Genomic DNA, 19,134 nt, shown 5'->3' with positions numbered 1-19,134 from the left:
AAAATCGTCCCCAAATATTCTTTTCGAAATATTCCTTTCGATGTTGACCATAGATAATTTTTCGTCGATATTTTGGAGTGAACACAATATGATACTTACAATTCCAACGAGTATGTGATAAACTACTATCATCGTTACTAGGCATAAAAAAAATCTCCTTTCGCACAGAATTTGGTTTGCGGCCAATTCTATTATAGCGAAAGGAGATTTTTAACGCTAAAGCTATCCGTCGCCGCACACGCAGAGCGTGTGGTTTATTAGCATCATTAAGAAAAAGGACTCACCAATTTTTAGTCGGTGAGCCCTTTGATTAATGTATACCGTTTTACTTAGCATTGGTTATCTACACAGAATAGAAAGTGTTTCGTTTGCTTTCTATTATTTATTCATACATCATATATTTTTCTAAGCCCTGACGCATCGTAAATTGTGGTTTATAACCAATTTTCCCTATTTTATCAATGGATGCATAGGACTGCTTAATATCCCCTTTGCGTGTTTTGCCATACGACAGTGGAATATTTATTTCTAGTATTGTTTCACAAATGGTAATAATCTCATGGATTGTGTGCTTTTCTCCTGAAGCGATATTAAATGCCTCTGCTTGGATTTCCTTCTTCGTTGCCAACAAAATAAGTCCTTGTACAACATCTTCAACAAAAACAAAATCACGTATTTGCTCACCATCTCCAAATATTTGGAATAAGCTATTTTTCCCTTTTCTCAGTTGTTTAGACACTCTTACAAGAATTGATAGAACGCCAGAGTAGGGTGATGATGGGTTTTGTCGCGGGCCATATACATTAAAAAATCTCGCAACAGCAACATTTAAACCGTATAACTGCCCATAAGTTATAACATATTTTTCAGAAGCATATTTGTCGATTCCGTAAGGCGTAATGGGGTCAACGATAGATTGTTCTGTTTTCGGTAATGTCGGTTCTGCACCATATACAGCTGCCGATGAGGCAAAAACGAACTTGTGAACTTCTTTTTCTTGAAAACGGGTAGCCTCCAATAAATAAATCGTGGCATCCATGTTCACCCGATGCGTTTCTAGTGGATGATTCACCGATTCTGCAACACTTGCAACAGCCGCTAAATGATAGATGTAATCAAAGGTAAATTCGGAGAAAAGCTGTGTAATATCTTCTTCACTTTGTACATCTCCTCTTACAAAGGATACGTTTTCTAAGTTTGGGATATTTTCAATTCTACCAGTACTCAGATTGTCAAAAACAATAACAGTGTTTGAATCACCGCTAGCCAAGGCCTCCACTAAATGACTGCCTATAAAACCTGCACCACCTGTTACTAAAATGGTATTTTTCATCCTTTTAATCTCCTTATTTAGATCTATACGAATATTATCTTGTTTCAAACGATTTATTAATTTCTTCTCGAAATAACCTGTTATTTAGTACCTCTATATCAAATGCATCGCATACTTTTTCTCGCGCTTGGTTGACCATCTGGACTTTTCTTTCTTCTGAAAGTTGTAAATAATCAAGAATGGCCTGTCCCAGTGCTTCAGCGTCATGTTCTGGAACGAGAAAACCAGTTTTCCCGTGCGTAATAAGTTCTGGGATACCACTGTGTATCGTGGAGATGACAGGCTTTCCTTGAGCCATCGCTTCCATCAGTGATACAGGAATTCCTTCCATATCCCCATCTTGCGCAACAACACTCGGTAAAATGAATAAGTCACTTGTTTGAAATTGTACCTTCACTTGGTCTTGATCCAAAAAGCCATGAAATTGAACCTGGTTTTGTAGCTTTAGACTTGCGGTAAGCTCTTCTAGTTGCACCCGATTTTCACCGTCACCAACAAGATGTAATACCGTATCAAGGCCATGTGCTTGTAGGAACTGTACGGCACGAATTGCATCAGGAATTCCTTTTTTCTCAGTTAAACGGGCAACGAGTAGTAACTGTAACGTTTGTTGCGTAGGCTGTAGTGACTGCATAGGAAAACGATTTATATCAATGCCCATGTGATGAACACGTATTTTTTCTTTATTTGCGCCAAGTTCGATTAGACGTCGTGCCCAGAAATCACTGATAGGTAACAAGGCGCTATCCGATTGAAACAGAAATTCATAAAATGTTGCGCCCTTTTGTTCTACAATACGTGTGACGTCATATCCATGGAAAAAGGTAACCAGTTGACCAGTCAATAATCCCTGGTTTTGCAAGATACTCGCAATCAAGCCTACATTTCCATAATGTGCCACAATTAGATCAAAGGCTTGTTTCGGTACTTTATGAGCTGCAATGACTGGCTGTAAAGTTTTCGTGATAGCGCCGTATTTCTTATAATTCAATAATCTCATCGTTCGAATCGGATTCCTCACTCCACAAGAAATAGCCTGCATCAATCGTTTTCCCTTATGATTCGATAAATTAACATAAATGACTTTTTCCAATAAGCCGTATGTCTTTATATCCGCATGCACCTGTTCTATGTTGCCTCGTTTCAATGCTAAAATCGTGACATCATTCCCTAAATCCAATGCACCTGTTATTTGATTTAGAATAAACGTTTCGGAAAGTGTCGGGAACTCTGTGACAAAAAACAAAATTTTCCTGCACATTGTTTAAAGGATTCCTTTCGCCATCGATTGAGTCATCTTGATTTTCCCATAGGTCCATTTTTTCTCTTGGAACGCATCTTTTAATACATTTTTCGTATCCAAAATCAACTGGCTATGTGCCCCTATTTGTTCCAAATCAAATAATTGGTGCGGCGTAATAATAATAACTAAATCGTATGTCGCAAAGGCTTCATAATCGACGGCAGTACTTTGTTGCATGTTTCCTCTTCTATCTCGAAACACTGGTGCTTCGGGGTCACAAAATGCCACATCCGCGCCACGCGTTACGAGTTGTTCGTAGATGTGTAGAGCTGGGGATTCACGCAAATCGTTACTATTCTCTTTATACGCCATACCAATAAGCAAGATTTTCGAGCCATTGATTGCTTTTTGATGTAGATTTAGAGCTTCTGCCGCGTGCTCGACCATTTTTTCTGGCATTAAGTGATTAGTTTCATGTGCTAATTCGATAAAACGACTGTAAAAGTTTTTCGCTTTTGCTTTCCATGACAAGTACATCGGATCAAGTGGAATACAGTGCCCACCAATACCAGGGCCTGGTGTGAATTTCATGAAACCAAACGGCTTACTACTTGCTGCTTCAATCGTTTCCCAAATATCGATACCCATTTTTTCTGCTAACAAAGCCATTTCGTTAATAAAGGCGATATTGATACTACGGAAAGTATTCTCCAGAAGCTTGCTCATTTCCGCTACCTCTGTAGAGTTTACTGGAACAATCGTGTCAATCACTTGCCCGTATAAAATTTCACCGAGTTCTTTTGATTTTTCATTTATGCCACCGACAACTTTTGGTGTATTCAAGGTGTGGAATTGTTTATTGCCGGGGTCGACACGCTCTGGTGAGTAACAAGCGAAGAAATCATGACCCAGCGTATATCCTTTTTCCAACATCGGTCCGCAAATAAGTTCGCGCGTTGTGCCAGGGTAAGTGGTGCTTTCAAGTGAGATAAAAACTTCTTGTTTTGCATACCTAACAATATCTTGCATCGCATGTTCGATAAAACGCATATCTGGCTCCATTGCTTCGGTTAATGGAGTTGGCACACAAATAATAATTGCATCTGCTTCTTGCAAACATGCTGGTTGAGATGATAACTCAAAATCGTTTGTATCGAGGCAACATTGTAGTGTTTCGTTGGAAATATCCGCAATATCCGACACACCTTGCCTCAATGCTGTCACTTTTTTCTCACTCACATCATAGCCAATCGTGTGGAATCCCTTTTCTACAAATGCAACCGCCAGCGGTAATCCAACATATCCAAGCCCAACAACCGCAATGTTAGCTTCTTTATTTTCAAATTTTAGTTTCATCATGAATTTATAATTCCTCTCTATTTTTGGAGTTATTAAGCAAAGCAATGAGTTTTTGTGTGATACGAGTTTGTCCATTTTGATTGGCGTGATACAGAGAATCATATACTTCTGAATCATCTAATCGGAACAAATCGGGAGGTACCGTTTCACTAAAGTAGGCATACAGTTTTTCAAGATATACATAGTTGATTTCTTTTGCATAAAAAGCTGGGGGAAGCAAAGTAACCTGGATATGGTTCTCACGGCACCTTGCGATAAAATCAGCTATGACCTGCATCGTTGGAGTCACCTGAAATGTTTTTGGGAAGGAAATGCCTCGTAATACTTGCGGATCTCGGACTTGCGTGTCCAATCCTAGATAACAACCTGTTTCTGTAAGTTTTGCGGCTTTACGTCTCAAACGTTTTTCAGGCGTCCCCGAGGATCGTGCATGCTTTAGCAAGATGAAGAACAGTTTCCATTTTTGATGATATTTCGCTTGATTTTGCCAATATTTTCGATGTACAAACGTATCAATCCCAAAACCAAATACATAATAGGCTGGATTTGTATACTGATTAAATTCTAGTGGCAACACAACATGGTCACCTGGTTTCAATGAATCCTCTACATTATCGAGTAAGTATTGAAAACCTAACCCCACGTTGACACCAATATTGAAAGTTGGTTTGCCAAGTTGCCGCTGGATTTCATCCGTGTTGAAGCCGTACAGAACACTACTTCCGCCAAGCAAAACAATTTTTTTTACCGAACAAGCAGCTAACATCGCTTTCTTTTTCGCCAATAATTCGGCCATATTACGAATACTATCAAAATTAAACATGTGCTTATCCTCTTTCTTTCTGTATTTTAGGAACGACTTTCAACCGTATCCAAAACCAAGCCTTGAAAAGAAGTGGGTCGCGGAGTAAGAGTAATACCATAAGATAGACAAGGGCACCAATGACAACTTGTACAACAATAATTACAACTGGATGGAAATCGAAAAACAGGTAGGAAAGGCCCCATTCATAGCCGAATGCAATCAAGCTTGCCATGGCATACGGGCATATTTGTCGTACCATATTCTTGATGGAATAATATTCTCGAGCAAAATATGCTTGAAGCACACAGGTCATCGCCGTAAAAATCAAGTAAGAAAACGCGGTACCATAGCTTCCCCACCATGAAATGAAAAGAATGTTTGTGCCAAAACTACTGACTGCTGCGATAAACACACTAATTGCATAACTTTTATTTTTGCCTATCGTTACTAGTATTTGTAAACCGAAGATGCTGGCTAAACCGGAGAAAAATAATGCTGGAGCTAAGATTTGTAGGTTCAAGACGGAGGGGTGAAATGCTGTACCAAGAAATAGTGGTATAAACTTTGGTGCAATAGCGATTAAGCCAGTCACAAGTGGTAAAGTACTCAATGACACGTAACTAAATGAGAAATACATCGAATGTTCAAAAGCTTCCTTATTAGCGCTACTATATTCTTTAACCATTCGCGGACTCATAACCGTCGATAAAGCAGTGACAAACACAACGAACAGCGTCATTAGTTTAAATGCCTGGTTATAAAAACCAACATCCATTGCTGAAGTCATGTTCCCTAAGATGACTTTATTTAATGCGAGCGGTATAAGCGTGATGATAGGAACAATTGACATAGTCATAACTGGTTTCACATGTTGCTTCGCTCTCGACCAATCCACCGCGACCCCTTTCAATTGTCCCAATAGTGGAATCCATATCACGAGTTGCCCTGCGAAGAGTGTCACGGCATTGATCCATACATATAGTGCTAAATCATCCGGACTTTTTACGAAGCAAAAGATGCCAAACATCGAACCTAGACGAACAATCATATTACGAATCATGATATTTTTCATATTTTCCTGTCCTGTATAAAACCAAGTGATGTCAAGCATATACGAAATAATCACGAGTGAATTAATAAAGAACAACGACTGATATTGTTTGGTTTGAAAGGCAAAAATAAGGTACGTGATGAGTACCACCACTGAGAAAAAACTTTGAACCAGATACAAGCTATAAAATTCGATTTTCAAATCCTGTTTTCGCATCACACTCGCAATCACTTTCCGACCATAATCACCCATTCCAAGTGCAGCAAATGCCGTAAATATTTGGACAACTGAACTAATATACGATTCAATTCCAACATTTTCTGGCATCAACACTCGAATCACATATGGCATCGTGAAAATAGGCGTAATGATAATCAGCAGTTGATATATTAAAACAGAAATGTAATTCGTTGTGACTTTCTTCATCGCTTATACCGCATCCTTACCGAGGATTATTTGTTTCACCGTCATAACGATGATTTTACAGTCCAATTTCCAGCTCATATTCTGTACATATTCGCTGTCATACACCATTTTCTGGCCGTGATTCATATTACTCCGCCCATTTACTTGCGCCCAGCCTGTTAATCCTGGTTTCACCAAAAGCCTTATTTGTTGGGCATTGGAATACCAATCCGTGATGGCTGGAATTTCTGGACGCGGACCTACAAGGCTCATATCACCACGTACCACATTAAATAGTTGTGGCAATTCATCTAAACTGAACTTCCGAATGAAGGCCCCGACCGCAGACACTTGTGGATCTCTCCCTATGGAGGATTTGAAAACAAAATCATCTGGGACACCATTGGCCCAATCATACACATGCTTCCTAGCTCCACCAGGCTGATTACTTTTCCTCATTGAACGAAACTTGAAGATTTGGAACGGCCTATTTTGAAGTCCCGTTCTTGTTTGAATGAAAATCACCTTCTCTTTTGGCGAATCCAGCTTGATTACCAGTGCTACGACAAGAAAAATGGGACTCAACAATACGATACCGATGAGAGCTAATATAAAATCAACGGCTCGTTTGACTCTTTTATACTCATATTTGGAAACCGAAAGTACTTTTTGCTCCATAATGTTTGGCACTTCCTTCTACTTTTTTAGTTTATTGACTATTTTAGAATCTACTTCATCAACTTTATAGAACCACCAGTACGTATATGTTTTCTGAAACCATTCCATAAGTAAAATGGAAAATGCTGCATAGCTGTAAAAATCGACATCTGCTGGTTCTCCCGATACACCCTCCAGATTAATCTAGCCATTTGAAGTTTATTACTTGAGAGCGACACATTTCCTTTCCGATAAACGGCCAGTGACTCTGTTATACCTCTAGCGATATGGCCTTTTTTCAAAATCGTCAGCCATGTTGCTGTATCTTCCGCACCTTTAAAGGCTGGCATTTGTACCAATCCAGTTTTATCTGTGTCAATCATTACCGTGAGACAACCAATAATCGTGTTTCGCAATAAATAACGATATGTCACAGATTCAGGCACATTCACACGCCCAGTTGTTTGTATACCATCTGAACTCATCACATCATATGCCGTATAGCTCAGTGTTACTTTATTCTTCTTCATGAAAGCAAGCTGCATCGCCAATTTCTCTGGTTTCCAACAATCATCACTATCTAAAAAGGCAAGATATCTTCCTTTAGCTTGGCGAATTCCATAATTGCGTGCTCCCGCTGCACCTAGGTTGGACTCTAGCCTGTGCAACTTAATCCGCGAATCCGTGTAAGATCTAACCACTTCTACTGTCCCATCTATAGAAAAATCATCTACAATTAATAATTCGAAATCTTCGAAACTTTGAGATAAAACACTATCAATAGCGTCGCGAATGTACGTCTCCGCGTTGTGTGCCGGCATAATAATGCTAACTATCATTTTTTAGCCCCCCCTTCTGGAAATAGCATATATTAAGAACTGCAAGACCAGTACCAATACCCAGACAAAGATGTCGTTTATCAATTGTGCTACTAAGTCCAACACTTGCAGCAACAAATGCAATGCCAATCAACAGTGGAATCGCGGAGGTGATATCGTAGTGTGCCTTCACCCAGTAACGAATTGCAAAAATAAAATAGCCAATGAAAAACGCCAGTAAAGGTAAGAATGCAAGTATTCCGCCGTTTGCGAATGCTTCTAGCCAGTAATTATGCGGTGCCCAATAATTATCAGATAATCGCTCAAAGCCATACATATATTCATCTAAGCGAAGCGGTAAGTTTCCCGCACCAATCCCCATGAAATGTGATTCTTTGATTATGTCCCACGACGCTTGATACATCTGCATTCGTTCACTTGTCGAATGACCTTTTTCTGTAAAGGAGTTCTTCACCATATCTAGCAATTGCTTAATAAAGCGGGAGGAGTGAAAAGTTGATACAAGCAATGCCCCAATGCTTAATACATAAATTGAAACGAATGACCACACTTTAGACCAGCCGAACAGCAAGACCAAAATCTCGAGGAGAAGGACAATCATCGCAAGGCGGGAATTCGTCATAATAACGAGATATAGTGAGGTACCGCCTATCCCTATCATTCCAATTAGCATCAAGCTTTTGTGTTTCCAAGTAGTTAACTGCATTACAACAATTGGAAACAGAATAGTAAGCAATGATGCAAAATCATTCGTGTTGAATTGAAAACCAGTTGGTTGAAAAGCACTCGTTGTCGTTTCATAAAAAAGCGAACCTGACTGGCTTAAATGATTTCCTGTTAAGCATTCCCATACACCTATACATAAAATACCGATGTATAACATCATAAGCCCCTTTGCAAACAGCTGATACGTCTTTTCATCGCGAATATAGTATACACATAGAAAAAGAACATACAACCATTCAAAGATAAAATAAAGATACCGAACACTTTCACCCATTTGTGATGTCCAAAAACCAGTCACCGTCATACCGATAAAAAAAAGTTGCAAAAAGAAGAAGAAAAGCCCTCAAATACTTCAATCGTAGCCAGTCCTTTTTCACAAAGAATAGAAAAAGAATAAAATGTACTGGGATAAGCATACGAAATAAAAAGATATTTTCATTACCTGGTATACCTAAATAAGAACCAAAAAAACCAGAAAACATAATCGCAAAACTAACAGCAGTGGTGAACTTCTCCATATTAATTGGTAGGAAAATAACGGCCGCAATGATACATGGTAAGAAAGCAGCATAGCCATAAGGTAGAAATACACACACCTCGAAAATAGCAGTCAAACCAATCACCAATATTATAAGTTTTGCATGATGCCCCAACGAATTAATAATAGGCATGCGTATCCTTCTCTTTCCTGGTGTATGATTGGCCGTTTAAAATCCCACCGATAATTGGCACACCAGTATTTTCAATGTGTGTCTTTGCTTCTTCCACCTCATTTAACTTCGTAACACCACTTCGAACAATCAGAACCACACCATCGCATAGTGTCGCAATCATTCGAGCATCCGATACTATACGAACTGGTGGCGTATCAATGAAAATTAAATCAAACATTTTTTTCAACTTATCAAAAAGAGGTAGCAGTGAGCCCGAACTCACAATTTCCAATGGATTTGACGGAAGTGGCCCCGCTGGTAAAAAAAAGAGATTTTCTTCCTTCAAAGTAAGAATCTGATTATCCACAGAAGACATATCTCGAACGGCATTCATCAGCCCACCTTGTTCCATTGGGGCAATCGTTTGAGAAAGACGTGGTCGATGTAAATCTAAGTCCACAAGTAACACTTTCTTTCCTTGCTTCGCGTATTCCTTCGCAATATTACTAACACAAAACGTTTTGCCCTCTCCTTTATTCGCCGATGTAAACATGATAGTCTGCGCTTTTTCAAGCCCCGTAAGAGAAAATTGGAGGCTAACTTGTGTCGAGCGAATTTTTTCTGCTTCAAATGATTTTGTTTTCCCTGCAAAAAAAAAAGTTGATTTTTCTTAAATCTAGCCATTTTTCACTCTCCTTCTACCAATGGAATGTCGCCCAAAAATCGCAATCCTAAATCGTCAAAATTTACTCGGTGGCGAATAATATTGTCGTAACTCGCTTGATAGAGCACAATAATCAATGCAATACCAATGCCAAAACCGCTCGCTAAAATATATTTCGTTATATTACTTATAGCCACAGGTTCACCCGCTTTTTCCAAGTTGATGATTTTCGTACCGCTAAATAAATCTGGAAAATCCGTTTGTGCGACGGTTGCAACTCCGTTTGCGATAATTTCTGCTTGTTTTGGATTCTCGTCCACGACCGTAATCGTAAAGACAAGAGAATTTACGTTTCCTTTGACAGTCACTTTGTCAGCCAATTCTTCAGGTGTCACATCCAAATGATATTTATCAATAACCTCTTTCATTGTTCTCGTGCTGGCGATCGTCGTGCTGTAAGTATCACTAAGCTGGATAGAAGAGCGTACATTATCTGATGCTTGAGCCTCATTTTTGGAGGTGGCTGTTGTAACTAATACCTGCGTTGAAGTTGTGTAATCCGGTGTAATCCATAACTTTTCTATTCCAAATGTCAGCATTACAAGAATCGCAGGGACAATGATTAACCAGTACCATGATTTTTTTAAGCTACGAATAAGTTGCTTTGTTCTCATTCCTTGTTTCATAAATTCCTCCCATTAGTTAACATGATAAATCGTGTCTCGCATTTTTTGTGCTTCAATCCCCCAATGATAATGTTGCTCGTAAGCCAAGCGTCCTCGTTTGCCTTCTTGAATATATAAACTAGGATTCGTGGCCCGTTTTTCTACTTCTCTTATGAGCTTTTCACTATCGAATGGAGAGCTAGTCGCTCCATTTTGATGTTTGTGTATAAATGCTTCCCAATCTCGAAAGTCAGATGCAAGAATTGGGAGAGACGCCGCCATGTATTCATACAATTTAGTAGCCATTGAATGAAGGTAATTAGGAATAGGGTGTAGTAGGCACAATCCTAGATCAGACTCAGCATAGGCTTGCCAAATCTCTGGATAAGGGACACGACCATACACTTGGACAACAGAACCTAGCTGATGCTTTTTCAAAAGGGCTTGCAATTCTATCTCTAGCCTTTTTGTCATTGGGCCTAAGAGCTTGAGGCGATATTGATTAGGATGTCTCCTCTGTAACTCACGAATTAACCCTATCATTTCAAAAATACCGCGATCTTTCGTAATACTCCCCACGTAAATCAATGTAAAATGAGCATCCGATCGCTCTTTTTGAATTGGCTCCACGTAAATCGGATAATTATAGACGGTCGTCTTCGTGCAACTCACATGTTCATAACTCGCCAAGTAGGACTCTTCTGCAAAAATAAGATGATCACAGCAAGCCATCGTTCGCTTTTCCATGCGTAAAACCCACTTTTGAAGCGGTTTTCGCAAGATTTTTGGAATCCATGTTTTCGTCTCAATATCTGCTGGGAAATTCTCATGCATGTCATATGTTAAAATCGCTTCTGGCTTCTTCTTGCGCAATTTCGGTAATAAGAGAAGAAGTTCTGGATCATGAATGTGATAATAGAGCGCGTCTGATTTTTTTGCGATTTTATAAAGTTTGTGCCAGCGCAGCGGCCTTGCGAGTCGTGATGTGCAGGCAGGTAATAAATGCACCTGCAATCTAGGATGCTTTATCACTTCCATTCCGTTATCAATCGCATAAAAATCAATTTCAAATCCAGCATCTGCTAATGTCATAGCTTCTTTGTAAAAAATACGTGTGTCATTCCATACGTGAACGGAACTAAACATCATTATTTTTTTTGCATTTAGCACATCGATTCCTTCTTTTCTTTATTTTTTAGGTATACCAATAATCCATTTCAATGTTTGTTCCTTTGCAGCATTAACTGGATGGTAAACTAGTACGTAGTTCTCGCTCTTCTTTGGAATTGCAAAATAAGCATTGCCCTCCAGTGTTTTTCCAGATGAAATCACATCTCCGAAACTATCCGCATAACCAAACGTCTCAATTTTTTGGCCATTTTTCGTTTCAATATAAAAATCACCCGCGCCAACGCCAAAGCCAGCTTTTGTTTTGTTTGCAATATGCATTTTGATTACTGTGAGTTTCTTTCCTTTTTCTTGGAAGGTATCGTCTTGTTTATACTTAAAGCTTTTTGGTGTCATTTCAATATCTGTAATAACTCTTTTTTTATTTAATTCCGTTTGTACTTTTTGCGTTGTTTGCTTGCTACTATTTGCTTGTGGTGTGCTACAACCTATTACTGTTATACTCAACGCAAAAATAGTTGCCAAGCTAATGATTATTTTTTGATATTTTCTCATGTAAAATCCTCATTTCTATCGGTTTATCTGTTCTATTCACTATTTAAAGCTAGGCATCACTCCTTTAATTGCTAGATCATGATTCGAACTGTTAGATATGCTTTCTGTAGCCAAAGTAAATATTTTCTTTTTCCAGAATTTCTATTACATCTTCCATCGCAGTATAACCAATTTTTAAATATTTCCTCAAAACGGTATAAGTAAAGACCTCAGATAATATAGTAATGCCAGACTCAACCTTACTAAATTCGGGTAAAAGCTCCTTGGCAAGTTCTACACCACGAGCCACTGGGCGCAAGCGTAAATTTTGATTTATAACTATAAGTTTAATCAAAATATTATGATTAATCACATAATTATATAACCATCCCTCTTGTAGACTCGCAAGTAAACATAATATATCTTCTTTTTCAAATTCTAACAAGGTTATACTAGATAATGATTTTGACTCGATGGGTAATTGTGGATTAAACATAAAATGCTCTAAACCAACGAAATGTCCTGGCCCTATAAAGTAAAGTATATCCGTTTCATTCCCCACACTGATAACACCTTCCATAATATAGTAGACTTTCGAATGTTCCATATGATTTCCAGCGTTAAGGTACTGTCCTTTTTTGAACTCTTTTCGCTTATGCCTTATATTTTCTTTTTCAGTCAAAAAACTTATAAGCTGGGACTCACAAAAAACAGATTGAATTTCCTTTTCATCATATAGCTCAGAAAAAACTGGCAATCAAGGCACTCCTTTCTTTTAACTGTTGCTGTAAATATAGTATATCTGTTCAAAAAAAAACTAGAAACTCTGTTTAGGGTAACAAAAGCGTTTCTTTTTGAATATTTTGTGACGGTATGAACTTATTATAACGCTAATAAAAAAAAAACAACTTTCCAAAAATGCGCTTTTGGAAAGTCATTTTTTCATAGTTATCTAATAAACTCTAGGAAACGATTTAAATACTTTAAATCGGCATTTGACAACGGATAATGTATATTTTGAATTGAAATTTGATGAGATAGTGCGAAGTCTTCTAACTTTTCAAATTGAGAAACTGCAATAATCCCCCGCTTATTGTACTCTAATAAGTCCATCCTATGTTCTACAAATACAATCTTGTATTCCATACTGTACAGAGAATGAATTTTCTTCTTGAATTCTTTTTCGATATAGTAAGGTAGGTCAGAATCAAAGAAAATACCTATTGGATCTTCGTAAACATTTAACATGTCTAACTCAGAAAATAAGGAAGCAAACTTATTGATAAGATAATCTTTTTGCAAGAAAAAAATTAAACTGTGTTTGTTTATATAACGAATTAATGAAGCCATCTAATTTATAATACAAATTAGGAAATTGAATTTTAATATCATACAGATAAGGGTATCCAGAATAATCTACTTTAAAACCTTCTACGAGGCTACAATATATAAATGTACTGAAAAGCTCATCTCTGAAATTTCCCATTTTTTCATTGGCTATCGGGCAAAAAGATTTTGGGAAATCGTCTATAAATAATTGAATAGCTTGGTGAATCTCCGTATTCTTATCAGCGTGAAATTCTAAAGTATATTGCTTGAAATTATCGGGGTAAAAAAATAGTGGCCTCGTTAGAGATAACAAAAACATATATTTTAATTCATTTGTAGACAGGGAATAATAATTCTTGATTTCATTAACCTGAACCAAATACATCTCAAACATCTTATTACCTTGTAAATAATTATTCCACTGTGGTTCAATTTGGATAGGCTTCTTTTTGAGCGCTCTCATAATATTAAATCCCGTGACCTGAATAAGCTCCTCCTTTTGAATATATGTTAAATTCACTTTTGACTTGGAGAGGAAATCATCTATGAACTGTCTCAGCGTCAGTTCATCTATTTGTGGATATGGCCACTTATAAATATTATATATCTGCCAAAAAAACATATATCCTAAAAAACGAAGCTCCGTCTCTTTCCCCACCAAATGATTTAAGGAATTAAATGCTAATGACTTGCCCTGAATAATATCCTTCAATTTATTAATTTGCTTTCTTACAGAATACTCACTAGTAAAGTGCGTCAATGCAAATGATGCTGTAGATCCAAAGGTATCAAAGAATATGGCATCAATAAGTTCAGATGTTAACGAATGTTGAATGATAACCGTTGCAATAGAACGAAAATGATCTCTGGAATCCAGAATAAGACGAAAGCCTTTATTCTTTATACTTAAAATTTGTATGTCTGGATTATTTAAAAGAGCAATGTCATCTTGCAAACTAGAAATATATTTCAGAGTCGTTCGTGGTAGTAGTTCTAGCTTATGCGACAGTTCATTCGTATCAATCCAGCGCTCTTCCTCCACTAGCACATCAAGGATGGTTAGTTTTATTTGAATCTGCTTATCCATAGAAATAATTTCTTTTATCATGTCCATCATCCTTTGTAAAACAAGATATATAATCAATTCCTTCTTTTATAGGCGAATAAACATTTTAGTGCACCGCGATAATAGGTATATTTAGCAAAAAAATCGAAAACTTCTCGTAAATAAATACATAAAAAATAGAGAATTTCGTCTGATGATAGAATAACACTGGCCATGTCTTCTCCTCCTCGTCTGGTTATGATTCTATCCATGAATAGATTTAGCACGTCACAAAACATTCAAAAAGAAGAGCTATTTCAACCCCAAACAGAGTTTCAGAGGCTTTTTTGAGCATGTATACTGTTGTGTATAGATTAGTTGGCAAAAAATATTTTATGCTAGACTATCATAGCCAACTGAAATCTAAATATAGCCCTTCCAGACTTCACATCGAAACAAAAGGGCAATAAATAAAAGGAGGAATATAACAACAGTTAAGGTATGTTTTAGGTTTGAAAGAGTAAGATATTAGAGTTATCTGAGTTAAGACAAAAAAATTTAAAAGAGGGATCTTATGAAGAAGAAGACAATGAAAATTTTAACAGGGCTATTAGCATTCAATGTAGTGGCAAGCACACCGCTTACTTTATTATCAACTATACCAGCAAGTGCATCCCAGATGAAGTTAAATTCTGCGGTAGAAAATACCAAAAAATCCAGAAGTGTAAATGTGGTTAATTTAATTGATGTCAGTAATCTAGGGGATAAAGCTATTCAAGGCTATGAATCTAGTACGAATGCAGTTACCTTAACAAAAGATGGCGTATTTTCAAATGGATACATCGTAACAAAACAAAAAGTCAACTTAAAAAATAGTTTCACACTCAAAACTAAATTTGGCATTGGTGGCGGCGCATCTAAAGCTGACGGTATCTCTTTTTTCATGCAGAACGCATCTACTCCAACTTTTGGAGGTAATGGTGATTCCATGAGATTGTTTGGTCTTGAAAAAACTTTAGGAATAGCGTTCCGTCATCAAACATGGTATACACCCGCTAGAAACAATATAAGTTTCTACACAAAAGATTCAGGTTTTTTCAAATATCAGAACTCGTTCCCAAGCGGAAGTAACTACGACGTAACAATTAATTGGGATAGTCCAAGTAAGACATTATCTTATAATTATGCTGGAAAAACGGATAGTTATACAGTTTCAGATATGAACAAAGTTTTTGGAGGTACAGAAGCGATTATTGGTTTCACAGGTGTTACTGGTCAAGGATCCAATACGCATGTTCTCTACAGCCCTTTATTAACAGTAAATTCTGGTAGTAACCCAGAAATTAAAGCAACCGATCAAACCATTAATCTAGGTGAAAATTTTATTCCTCTACAAGGAGTTTCAGCCAATGACGTAGAAGATGGCGATTTAACAAGCCAAATTAAGGTAGTTAGTAGTAATGTTGATACAAATAAATTAGGCAGTTATACGGTCACATATTCTGTAACAGATCAAAATGACAATACTACACTCAAGTCAATCAAAGTTAATGTTATTTTGCCTGCACCAGAACTTTCTGACGTATACGATAACTCAGACTACCTGATTGCAAAAGGATATCCTAACGCTGAACTAACTGTTATCCTACCCGATGGTACTCGAATTACGAAGACTGTTAATGCTCAAGGAGAAGCCGCTTTCGCAGTCTCCGGGCTGAAGGAAAATGAAATCATTAGAGCGTTCCAGTCCCTAAATGGACAAGCTAGCCCCGAATCAACAACAATTGTTAAAGGAGTCATCCCTGATGCCCCTACTATCTCACCCGTTACAACTAATGATACAATAATCACAGTAACTGGTGAAGCAAATGCAAAAATAACGCTTTCCCTTCCAGATGGTACTGAGCTAATTAAAACAGCTGATGCAAATGGAAAAGCTACATTCCTAACTGGTACACAAAAACTAGGTGATGTTATTCGAGCTATTCAGACTGGGGTAAATGGCAAATCAAGTGATGCAGCCTCAATAACGGTAACAGCTGGCAGCATTTCAGCTCCCACAATTGCTAGTTTAACAACCGATGATAATAAAGTTACAGGTACAGGCCTTGCTGGTGCAACTATTACGATTCTAGCAAACAATGTAACCTATACAGGTGTTGTTGCCACAGACGGTACCTACTCCATCACAATTCCTAAACAAGCAGCAGACACAATTGTGACTGCTACGCAAACGAAAAATGGAGTTACAAGCGAGTCCGTAAGTACAAAGGTCATCGATAACCGATCCCTTGCAGCCCCAACTATTAATGATTATTATATCAACGACGGTTATGTATCTGGAACGGCTCCGGTAGGTGCGAAGAAAATAACTATCGAAGTCGCAGGTAAAGTTATCCGTACCGTAGATGTTGCCGCAAATGGCACATACAAAGTTTACGTGAATGATAACGCCGCGATGAGAGTCGTTGGAACTACATTCCAAGCCTATGCCATTGATGGAAATGGGAAAGCAGGAGATAAAGCAACAAGCACCGTCAAAGCAAAAGCAGCCGTGACAATTGCACCTCCAACAATCAATGATTACATGGTGAACAGTGGCTATGTCTCTGGTAAAGCCACTTCTCCAGCAACACAAGTAACGATTTCTGTTGGTGGAAAAACACTTCGTACCGGTGACGTTGCTGCAGATGGTACGTTTAGAATTTACGTGAATGACAATGTCAATATGAAAGTCGTAGGAACTGAGTTCACAGCTATCGCTAAAGATGCATCAGGAAATGTAAGTAGCCCCACAACCGCAAAAGTAAAAGGCACCATGTTGGCACAACCAACCATCGATCCTTATTATGCTGGCCAAACCTTTGTCACAGGGAAAACAGATAAAGCGACCAATAAGATTGCACTCTACGATAAAGCTGGAAACCTACTTCGCTACGGTGCGGTAGACGCGGCAACAGGTACCTATAAAGTCTACGTATCTGACAAAGTAGCGATGCATATTGTAGGTGACACTTTCTCTGTGAAAGCAATGGATACCTTAGGAACAGCTACTGCACCCACAACTAGCACAATCTTAACAGCGCTTTTAGGTAAACCATCTATCAATGCCTATCATAAAGGCGATGACTATGTAACTGGTAGGACAGATCTTGCCACATATAAAATCGGATTGTATGATGACCAAGGAACTTTACTACGTACAGGGCTGGTAAATCCAGATGGCACTTACAAAATCTATGCACTAGACAAAGCCTTCATGCAAGTAGTTGGTGATAATTTTACTGTTCGCGCAATCAATACAGCGAATATTCCCGGTTTAGCCGCAACATCGCAAGTCTTAGGCGAACGTGTCCCTTCTGAAGTGACAGCAGTAGATTACAACTTAGGTGATAACAATGTCACAGGAACATTCACAGGTGCTGGTGCAAAAGTGCAACTATTTGTAAATGGTGAGCTGGTTAAGAATGGCGCCTTAAATACAGCAGATGGCACATATCAAGTCTACGCAAAGGACTACATCAAAGCAACTACAGACAAAGTGGAAGTTGTTTTGTATGATAAAAATTGGCAAGAATTAGATCGTACAGTAGTGACAGTCAAAGCAGCAGCAGGAGAAACACTAAAAATAACCCCAGATACGTATGCAGTAGGAGATCCTAATGTTACAGGTTCACTAGATGGTGCATGTAAAAGTATCAAACTATATGTAAACGGAGTATTTGCCCGCACAGGTCAAATCAGTGAAGATGGTAAATCTTTCATCGTATATGCCCAAGATAAAATTACATCTGAAACAGATACTGTCAGCATTGTTGGTATTGATAAAGATGGAAAAGAGGTTACAGCATCGGTTACTGTCAAAGCAACGAGCGAATCACCAGATGCCCTTAAAATCGAATCGACTTCATATACGCTAAACACAGATAACTTAACAGGTAGTTACACAGGCATAATGAATGGAGTAGAGCTATGGGTAAATGGTGTAAAAGTTCGTACAGGCGGGTTTGATGAAGCAACAAAAACCTTCTCTATTTATGCAAAAGATAAAATTACTTCAACAAGCGATATCGTCCAACTTAAAGGATACGATAAAAACTGGAATATCGTAACAGCGAACGTAACTATCAACTAATGCTAAAGACAATCATTGTTAAGATGTAGATGCCTAATAATGCAGGAAAATATCATTGTCAAATGGGTATTTTCCTGCATTTTTTAGTATAGAGCACACATAGATACACACTAAATTAGCCAGTATTATATATACGATGTGGGAGTGTAAAATAAACTGTGTAAATAATGAATCCTAGGTTCATTGTTTATGCAGTTTTTCTTTTTTGGTACAATGAATAAAAATCGGAAAGGATGAGAGTAAAATGCCAAAGAAAAAGCGTGATCCTAAAACCGTTGCCCTTGCCAAAGCCATTGTGGAAGAATATCAGCCGGAGTCTGTGGAAGAGATGCAAAGTGCCTTAAAAGACGTATTTGGACCGCTCTTTGAGCAACTATTACAAGGAGAAATGGAACATCATCTTGGATATAGCGTGCATTCTCGTGAGGATAAAGAAGATGACAACCGACGTAATGGTTATGGGAATAAAACAGTGAGAACAAGCTACGGTGAGGTCCCTATTGATGTGCCACGAGATCGTTCTGGTACCTTTGAACCGCAGGTCATTCCAAAACGTCAGAAAG

The 19,134-nt window shown here is 38.0% G+C and carries 18 protein-coding genes; 2 read left to right on the top strand and 16 right to left on the bottom strand.

The features are described 5' to 3' along the window. From PRIP_RS16825 to PRIP_RS12950, 16 genes are all read right to left on the bottom strand, one after another. A partial coding sequence (locus PRIP_RS16825) for a transposase (protein WP_173400785.1) occupies positions 1–145 on the bottom strand: 145 nt, incomplete at its 3' end. 237 nt (positions 146–382) lie between these two features. Then, positions 383–1,333 carry a GDP-mannose 4,6-dehydratase gene (locus PRIP_RS13025; RefSeq protein ID WP_036101550.1) on the bottom strand — a complete coding sequence of 317 codons (951 nt, stop codon included), beginning with the start codon at positions 1,331–1,333 and terminating at the stop codon, positions 383–385. A gap of 34 nt (positions 1,334–1,367) precedes the next feature. Beyond that, entirely contained in the window at positions 1,368–2,594 is a 1,227-nt protein-coding gene (locus tag PRIP_RS13020) for a glycosyltransferase (protein WP_036101549.1), read from the bottom strand. 3 nt (positions 2,595–2,597) lie between these two features. Continuing rightward, positions 2,598–3,935, bottom strand: coding sequence for a nucleotide sugar dehydrogenase (locus PRIP_RS13015; RefSeq protein ID WP_036101548.1), 1,338 nt, complete (start codon positions 3,933–3,935; stop codon positions 2,598–2,600). Positions 3,936–3,939: 4 nt separating this feature from the next. Next, a complete protein-coding gene (locus tag PRIP_RS13010; protein ID WP_036101547.1) occupies positions 3,940–4,758 on the bottom strand; it encodes a hypothetical protein in 819 nt (272 codons plus the stop codon). A gap of 4 nt (positions 4,759–4,762) precedes the next feature. Continuing rightward, positions 4,763–6,217 carry a flippase gene (locus PRIP_RS13005; RefSeq protein WP_036101546.1) on the bottom strand — a complete coding sequence of 485 codons (1,455 nt, stop codon included), beginning with the start codon at positions 6,215–6,217 and terminating at the stop codon, positions 4,763–4,765. Positions 6,218–6,220: 3 nt separating this feature from the next. Continuing rightward, a complete protein-coding gene (locus tag PRIP_RS13000) occupies positions 6,221–6,874 on the bottom strand; it encodes a sugar transferase (RefSeq protein WP_036101545.1) in 654 nt (217 codons plus the stop codon). 50 nt (positions 6,875–6,924) lie between these two features. Further along, positions 6,925–7,692: a glycosyltransferase family 2 protein gene (locus PRIP_RS12995; RefSeq protein ID WP_036101544.1), complete on the bottom strand. Its 768-nt coding sequence runs from the start codon at positions 7,690–7,692 to the stop codon at positions 6,925–6,927. Further along, on the bottom strand, positions 7,682–8,578 hold the full coding sequence (locus tag PRIP_RS12990) for an O-antigen ligase family protein (RefSeq protein ID WP_241434181.1): 897 nt from the start codon (positions 8,576–8,578) through the stop codon (positions 7,682–7,684). The genes PRIP_RS12995 and PRIP_RS12990 overlap by 11 nt, the downstream gene beginning before the upstream one ends. 106 nt (positions 8,579–8,684) lie before the next feature. After that, positions 8,685–9,089, bottom strand: coding sequence for a hypothetical protein (locus tag PRIP_RS12985; RefSeq protein ID WP_036101542.1), 405 nt, complete (start codon positions 9,087–9,089; stop codon positions 8,685–8,687). Further along, complete coding sequence (locus tag PRIP_RS12980; protein WP_077913018.1) at positions 9,076–9,687, bottom strand: CpsD/CapB family tyrosine-protein kinase; 612 nt, start codon at positions 9,685–9,687, stop codon at positions 9,076–9,078. The genes PRIP_RS12985 and PRIP_RS12980 overlap by 14 nt, the downstream gene beginning before the upstream one ends. Positions 9,688–9,758: 71 nt before the next feature. Further along, on the bottom strand, positions 9,759–10,421 hold the full coding sequence (locus PRIP_RS12975; RefSeq protein WP_036101541.1) for a YveK family protein: 663 nt from the start codon (positions 10,419–10,421) through the stop codon (positions 9,759–9,761). A 12-nt stretch (positions 10,422–10,433) separates the two neighbouring features. Then, positions 10,434–11,570, bottom strand: a complete 1,137-nt coding sequence (locus tag PRIP_RS12970) for a glycosyltransferase (protein ID WP_052008928.1) — start codon at positions 11,568–11,570, stop codon at positions 10,434–10,436. Between the two features lie 18 nt (positions 11,571–11,588). Further along, entirely contained in the window at positions 11,589–12,083 is a 495-nt protein-coding gene (locus PRIP_RS12965; RefSeq protein ID WP_036101539.1) for a DUF4352 domain-containing protein, read from the bottom strand. Positions 12,084–12,174: 91 nt separating this feature from the next. After that, complete coding sequence (locus PRIP_RS12960; protein ID WP_036101538.1) at positions 12,175–12,819, bottom strand: cyclic nucleotide-binding domain-containing protein; 645 nt, start codon at positions 12,817–12,819, stop codon at positions 12,175–12,177. A 519-nt stretch (positions 12,820–13,338) separates the two neighbouring features. Then, a complete protein-coding gene (locus tag PRIP_RS12950) occupies positions 13,339–14,499 on the bottom strand; it encodes a helix-turn-helix domain-containing protein (protein WP_159101548.1) in 1,161 nt (386 codons plus the stop codon). 511 nt (positions 14,500–15,010) lie between these two features. On the opposite strand from PRIP_RS12950, the gene PRIP_RS12945 reads away from it, so the two are divergent. Together PRIP_RS12945 and PRIP_RS12940 are read left to right on the top strand one after the other, a co-directional pair. Beyond that, the gene (locus PRIP_RS12945) at positions 15,011–18,571 is read left to right on the top strand and encodes an immunoglobulin-like domain-containing protein (protein WP_036101535.1); all 3,561 of its coding nucleotides are present in this window, start codon (positions 15,011–15,013) and stop codon (positions 18,569–18,571) included. Between the two features lie 244 nt (positions 18,572–18,815). Next, a partial coding sequence (locus PRIP_RS12940; protein ID WP_036101534.1) for an IS256 family transposase occupies positions 18,816–19,134 on the top strand: 319 nt, incomplete at its 3' end.

This window comes from Paenilisteria riparia FSL S10-1204 (assembly GCF_000525995.1).
Classification (GTDB): Bacteria; Bacillota; Bacilli; order Lactobacillales; family Listeriaceae; genus Listeria_A; species Listeria_A riparia.
The sequence above is the reverse complement of the archived record's forward strand: the minus strand, read 5'-3'. Positions and strand labels throughout refer to the sequence as shown.

Excerpts from the sequence above, each read along its gene's own strand:
- PRIP_RS13025 (WP_036101550.1), bottom strand. The coding sequence starts at position 1,333 with ATGAAAAATACCATTTTAGTAACAGGTGGTGCAGGTTTTATAGGCAGT.
- PRIP_RS13020 (WP_036101549.1), bottom strand. The coding sequence starts at position 2,594 with ATGTGCAGGAAAATTTTGTTTTTTGTCACAGAGTTCCCGACACTTTCC.
- PRIP_RS13015 (WP_036101548.1), bottom strand. The coding sequence starts at position 3,935 with ATGATGAAACTAAAATTTGAAAATAAAGAAGCTAACATTGCGGTTGTT.
- PRIP_RS13010 (WP_036101547.1), bottom strand. The coding sequence starts at position 4,758 with ATGTTTAATTTTGATAGTATTCGTAATATGGCCGAATTATTGGCGAAA.
- PRIP_RS13005 (WP_036101546.1), bottom strand. The coding sequence starts at position 6,217 with ATGAAGAAAGTCACAACGAATTACATTTCTGTTTTAATATATCAACTG.
- PRIP_RS13000 (WP_036101545.1), bottom strand. The coding sequence starts at position 6,874 with ATGGAGCAAAAAGTACTTTCGGTTTCCAAATATGAGTATAAAAGAGTC.
- PRIP_RS12995 (WP_036101544.1), bottom strand. The coding sequence starts at position 7,692 with ATGATAGTTAGCATTATTATGCCGGCACACAACGCGGAGACGTACATT.
- PRIP_RS12990 (WP_241434181.1), bottom strand. The coding sequence starts at position 8,578 with ATGATGTTATACATCGGTATTTTATGTATAGGTGTATGGGAATGCTTA.
- PRIP_RS12985 (WP_036101542.1), bottom strand. The coding sequence starts at position 9,089 with ATGCCTATTATTAATTCGTTGGGGCATCATGCAAAACTTATAATATTG.
- PRIP_RS12975 (WP_036101541.1), bottom strand. The coding sequence starts at position 10,421 with ATGAAACAAGGAATGAGAACAAAGCAACTTATTCGTAGCTTAAAAAAA.
- PRIP_RS12965 (WP_036101539.1), bottom strand. The coding sequence starts at position 12,083 with ATGAGAAAATATCAAAAAATAATCATTAGCTTGGCAACTATTTTTGCG.
- PRIP_RS12950 (WP_159101548.1), bottom strand. The coding sequence starts at position 14,499 with ATGATAAAAGAAATTATTTCTATGGATAAGCAGATTCAAATAAAACTA.
- PRIP_RS12945 (WP_036101535.1), top strand. The coding sequence starts at position 15,011 with ATGAAGAAGAAGACAATGAAAATTTTAACAGGGCTATTAGCATTCAAT.